This is a genomic window from Pseudomonas sp. UBA4194 (assembly GCF_002379585.1).
GTDB lineage: Bacteria > Pseudomonadota > Gammaproteobacteria > Pseudomonadales > Pseudomonadaceae > Aquipseudomonas.
Window position 1 is genome coordinate 17,851 of the sequence record NZ_DFUE01000067.1, and the last position, 5,590, is coordinate 23,440.

General features: G+C 60.2%; 5 protein-coding genes and 1 pseudogene. 3 read left to right on the plus strand and 3 right to left on the minus strand.

The genetic code is table 11. The features are described 5' to 3' along the window. Positions 1-44 precede the first annotated feature (44 nt). A complete protein-coding gene (locus B3397_RS16085; protein ID WP_296251891.1) occupies positions 45-1,055 on the minus strand; it encodes an AI-2E family transporter in 1,011 nt (336 codons plus the stop codon). A gap of 100 nt (positions 1,056-1,155) precedes the next feature. Further along, entirely contained in the window at positions 1,156-1,437 is a 282-nt protein-coding gene (locus B3397_RS16090) for a PsiF family protein (RefSeq protein WP_296251893.1), read from the minus strand. A gap of 218 nt (positions 1,438-1,655) precedes the next feature. Here B3397_RS16090 and osmE point away from each other — a divergent pair, with 218 nt between their 5' ends. Both osmE and B3397_RS16100 read left to right on the plus strand, forming a co-directional pair. Beyond that, positions 1,656-2,003: an osmotically-inducible lipoprotein OsmE gene (gene osmE, locus B3397_RS16095; protein ID WP_296251896.1), complete on the plus strand. Its 348-nt coding sequence runs from the start codon at positions 1,656-1,658 to the stop codon at positions 2,001-2,003. Positions 2,004-2,162: 159 nt separating this feature from the next. Further along, complete coding sequence (locus B3397_RS16100; protein WP_296251898.1) at positions 2,163-2,702, plus strand: ferritin-like domain-containing protein; 540 nt, start codon at positions 2,163-2,165, stop codon at positions 2,700-2,702. A gap of 195 nt (positions 2,703-2,897) precedes the next feature. On the opposite strand, the gene B3397_RS16105 is transcribed toward B3397_RS16100, so the two are convergent. Beyond that, a complete protein-coding gene (locus tag B3397_RS16105; protein WP_296251902.1) occupies positions 2,898-4,973 on the minus strand; it encodes an AsmA family protein in 2,076 nt (691 codons plus the stop codon). 413 nt (positions 4,974-5,386) lie between these two features. Between B3397_RS16105 and B3397_RS16110 the strand changes: the two are divergent. After that, a pseudogene (locus B3397_RS16110) lies at positions 5,387-5,590 on the plus strand (hypothetical protein); the annotation flags it as partial.

Here is a 5,590-nt window from a genome sequence, read left to right on the forward strand (position 1 = left end):
AGGGGACCATTCACCACAAATCCCCGCCCCCCCTCAATCCACCATCAGACCAACCCCGCCACCTTCAACTCGCTCTTCAGATACGCATAATAAATCGGCCCCGCCACCACCCCCGGCAAGCCGAATGCCGCCTCGAATATCAACATCGCCAGCAACAGTTCCCACGACTTGGCACTGATCTGCCCGCCGACGATGCGGGCGTTGAGGAAGTATTCCACCTTGTGGATCAGGATCAGATAACCCAGCGCCGCCACCGCCACCCAGATCGACAGTGACAAGCCGACGATGGTGATCAAGGTATTGGAGATCAGGTTGCCGATTACCGGCAGCAGGCCCAGCAGGAAGGTCAGTACGATCAGGGTCTTGGTCAGCGGCAGCTTGATCCCGCACAGCGGCAGCACCACCGCCAGGAAGATCGCGGTGAAGAAGGTGTTGAGCAGGGAAATCTTGATCTGCGCGAAGACGATGTTGCGAAAGGCCCGTACCAGCAGCGCCAGGCGATCGAACAGTGCCGCTGCCAGAGGCTTGCGCTGGCTGACGTCGGTCACGGTCTGCAAGGCGATGATGGCCCCCAGGACCATGCCGATCAGCAAGGTCACGAACATGTGCGCAGCGTCCTTGCCCACCAGTTGCAGGTCGCTGAGATGTTTGCTCAGCCAGCCGCTGATGGCGACCCGGAACTCGGCAGCGCTGGCCGGCAGATAGGCGTCGATGAACGGCGGCAGCTGTCCCCGGGCGCGATCGACCACGCCCATGAACTTGTTCAGTGAAGCGCCGGGGTTTTCCGCTTCGTGCAACACGAAGCTGATTGCGCCGGCGAAGAGCAAGGCCAGGGTGCTCACCACCAGTGTGCCGAGCAAGGCTACCGCCAACCAGCGCGCGCGCCGGCCGGCAATCAGTCGCTGCAGTTGCGGGGTCAGCATGTTGACCAGTTCGAACACCAGCAAGCCGGCCAGCAGGCTGGGCAGCAGGCGCAGGGGCAATACCAGCAACAAACCACCAAACACGAGAATCCAGCTGGCGATCACCACTTGACGCTGAGAGAACGTGGGCATACAGCCTCAAAAACAAACGACTCGAAAGGATGGGCAGTCTGCCAGCGTTCCGGGGGAAGGGCCAGTGGGCAGCGACCTGCCCACGGGTTATCGGCGCACGCTATTTTTTCTTCAGGCACTCGCTCATGAACGCCTTGCGCGCATCGCCTTTGAGGGCATCACCGGTGGCGGTGGCATTGCAGGTTTTCATCTTCTCTTGCTGCGTGGCTGGGGCAGCTTTGAGGCAACTGCTCATGAAGCTCTTTCGCTCGTCACCCTTGAGCGTCTTGGCGGTGGCGTCGGCGTTGCAGGTTTTCATCTTGTCTTGCTGAGCGGTGGCGGCGAAACCTTGCGAGGCCAGCAACAGGCCCGCGATGAGCAGGGGCAGGTGCATCTTCTTCATGGAGCGCTCTCCCGATATCCGCGTGAACAGGCGCGGTTCGGGGTGAGTGTAGACAACATTATTTACAATTGTGGAGGGCGCACCGCCCCTGAGGGAGCGGGTCATTCCCGCAATTAAGCCCGTGCTTCGCGCGAAAAATTTTTCAGAACTATCCCAACGCCCAAAAGCTCCAACAAAGCACAGGGCCACTAATGGTCCAATCGAAGGAGCGACTCCCCATGTACAAGCAATCCCTCGCTGCACTGTGCGTACTGGCCTCCCTGGCCGGCTGTTCGTCGAACACCACCGTACAGAACCCGGTGGACTTCGTGACCTACCGTGATCAGCCACTGGTCAAGCAGGTCGAGAAAGGCATGACCATGCAGCAAGTCATCGCCATCGGCGGCGCGCCTTCCACCGTGGTGGACGGTACCGCCAACTCCATGCATGGCACCTGCAACAACTACATCCTCAACCGCGAAGGTCATCAGCAGCCGTACTACGTCAGCTTCGACAGCACTGGCCACGTGGACACCAAGGGCTTCATGACCTGCGAGCAGCGCAAGCTGAACGAAAAAGCGCCATAAGTCTTCAAGCGACGGCGGACGAAAGGCCTTCCCCAGGCCATTTGTAATAAAACTTTTCGTTGCCGTCGCTACTCACACCTAAGGTACCGATCGCGCCGGGCTGCCCGGTTCGGGAGTGATAGAGCGCGACGGAAAAACCGTATCAGCCTGGAGAACACCATGATCGACCTCGAAACCACGCAACTTTCTTCCGTCGAAACATTGCGCCATCGCGCACGCCAAAACGTCGATCAGGGCGCCGTAACCGAAGGCTACAGCGCCGATCGCGAAGAAATCATCAAGCTGCTCAATGGCTCGCTCGCCACCGAACTGGTGTGCGTGCTGCGCTACAAGCGCCATTACTTCATGGCCAACGGCCTGAAGGCGAGCATCGCTGCCGATGAATTCCTGGAGCACGCCGAGCAGGAAGCCGAGCACGCCGACAAGCTGGCCGAGCGTATCGTGCAACTGGGCGGTGAGCCTGAGTTCAACCCGGACCTGTTGAGCAAGAACTCCCACGCACAGTACGTGGCAGGCAACACCCTCAAGGAAATGGTCTACGAAGACCTGGTGGCCGAGCGGATCGCGATCGATAGCTACCGCGAGATCATTCAGTACATCGGCGACAAGGACCCGACTACCCGTCGTATCTTTGAAGACATTCTGGCTCAGGAAGAAGAGCACGCCGATGACATGGCGGACATTCTCAACAGCCTGTAAGGGGTTGAGGGTCAGCAAGCCAGAACCTGGGTTCTGGCTTTTTTATGGGCGATGGAAAAGTGAGGGACTGCTGATTGGCTTCATGGCCTCGGACCGTGTTGCGGCCATCGCGGGCAGAGCCCGCTCCCACAGGGTATGGCCGCTTGTGGGAGCGGCTCTGCCCGCGATGGCGTCGGTCCGGTTTTTACAGATGCCTCAGGAAGCCGGCACTGTCTTCGGCGCCTTGCCGGCTTTCATCTGCTCCAGCAAAGGTGTGCACTGATTGGGCTCACCACCGCCACTGGGAACCACCAGCGCCAGCAACCCGGCAGCCGGACCGATGGTCGCGCCCAATGCCACCATGCCCGCGCCGCGCAGCAGCAACGGTACGGTCTGCACCCCGGCACTGGGCTTGGCGAACGGACCGCGTACATACAACGGCGAACGCAGCGACAGCAGCCGGAAACCCTTGGATTCGGGCGAGATCTTCATGTCCAGCTGTTCCTGCTTGAAGTTGGCCGTGCCGTCGACATAAATGATCGCGTTCTCGGTGTCGAAGACGAAGAGCCGAGTACTCGCCAGGCCATCCTTGATGCCCAGATCCGCTGCGGCGCAGTTGATCTTCACTTCCTTGTCGCCAAAGATCTTGCCCACCACGTAGTTGCCCACGTTCAGGCCAGCGATTTCCATCAGGTCGCGGCTCACCGCGCCGTCGTTGATCAGCATTTTCAGGCTGCCGTTGGACGTGCCCAGCAAGGCTGAAACCGAATTACCTGTACCGGTGATATCGGCATCGCCATTCAGCTGGCCGAAGCTGGTGCGCATCGGCTCGAAGCTGGGGAACAGCTGCTTGAGCTGGAAGCCGCGCGCCGTCAGTTTCGCCCGGCCCTGTAAAGGCGTGGTGCGTCCGTTAAGGGCAATCTGTGCATCCAGCTTGCCACCGGCGACGCCGAAGCGCAGTGGCTCCAGGCGCAGGTTGCCGTCGTCCAGCACCACATGGGTATACAGGTCGTTGAACGGCAGTTGCTCGCTGTGGACAATCTTGCGCCCAGTGAACTCGACATCGGCGTCCATGGCGCGCCAGCGGTCGGTCTTGAACTGCTCGACCGGCAGCACCTTGCCTTCAGGCTGCTTGCTAGCGCCGCCGCGGGCCTTCTGCTCGGCATTCGAATCGGCCCCGATCAGCGGTGCGAGGTCGCTGAACAACAACTGGTTGGACACCAGTGCGCCGGTCAGCTTGGGCCGCGGCTGGCTAGCAACGAAGCCCAGATCACCATGAATATCGCTGTCGCCGATCTTGCCGTTGAAGCCTTCATAGCGGAAAGACGCCCCACTGGGCTCGTGCAACTTGGCGATCAGATGCCCGTCGGTGGAATAGGGCGGCGAATCGGGCAGGGTGACACCGGTCAGTGGGTACAGATTGCCCAGGCTGCTGCCGCTGAGTTTGAGGCGCAGGTCCAACGCGCCCAGGTTGCGTGGGTCGGTCAGGGTGCCCGCCACGGCCGCACGGGTGTCGCCGGCCGTGACATCCACCTGCACCGGAAACGGCTGCGCGGCGTCTTGCAACGCCAGCAGGCCACCGATCTTGCCGTTACCGGACACCGGCAGGCCTTTGTAGCGACCATTGACCTTGAAGCCGAAGGCGTAGTCCTGAGCGTGGGCGCCCTGGTCAGAAACCTTTTTGGCGGCGCCGCTGCCAACGATGTCACTGAACGGAATCGGCTTGCCCAAGGGGTCTATCAACACTTCCAGGTTGGCTTTCAAGGTCTGGTCGTCGTAGACAACGCGGCCTTTGTCGAAACCGATGGAGCCAATGTCGATGACCCACTTTGAGGGCTCGGCGTTGGGATCTTTCTCGTCGAACTGGAACGTCCAGTTGGCGCGACCGTCAGCCAGTCGCTGGAGTGACGCGTCCGGGGCGGTCAGATCGATACGGGGAATAACCACGCGCTGCGCCAGCAGTGGCAACGGAGAGAGCCGGAATTCGATTTTCTGCAGGCTGGCCATTTGCGGCTTGGTCGACCAATCCGGGTTGCCCAGGGTGATGTCCTGCGCCACGAAACGCGGCCAAGGCACCCAGGCACGCCAGCCGCCCTCCTCGGGTTCGCGTTGCCATTGCACGGCCAGATCACCATTGATGGCAAACGGTCGATGCAGTGCGGCCGAGACTTTTTCGTTAAGGGTGGGCTTGATTCGGTTCCAGTCGAAGGTGGCAATCACCACGACCAGGATGGCGATCAGGACCAGAAGGCTGCCCAGGGTCCAGGCGATTATCTTACGTGGGCGCGTCATTGCGGGCTCCTTGAACTACGTGCTCCCGCGAGCACTGAGGGTGCGGCTTGTTTAGGGTAGGACTTGGAATTGGCCACAGGGTTTAGTTTTTGGCGCGGATTGGGCGAATGGGCTCCTGCTTTTAGCCCCCTCTCCCCCAGGGAGAGGGCTGGGGTGAGGGGACCATCCACCAAAAATCCCGCCCCCAACCATCACCGTTACAAACGGTTACGCCCAAATCCAGTGCCAAATCCCTCGGAACTCACCCAACCAGTGCACTTTTTCCACCCCTAAACCCTTGATCTAGAGCGGTTTCCTCAAAGCATCATTTTCGTTGATTGTTACCATTACCTTTATGAACTTTTATATCGAATTTCACAGAGTAACATTGGCTTCGTACCCACTTTCCTGCCCTCCCAAGGAGCGCCACGATCATGAAACGCCAAATGCTGCTTACCCTGACCCTTTCGATTCTGGCTGCCAATGCCTTCACAATGCCCGCCGCCGACCAGAAGGTTTCTGCCGAAGCGCGCCCTAGCGCTGCTGTGTTCTCCCAACCCTATCTGGCTGAAGATGGCTCGGATCGCACACCTCAGGCGACCTTCGCCGAGAACGGTTCGGACCGCACTCCACAGGCC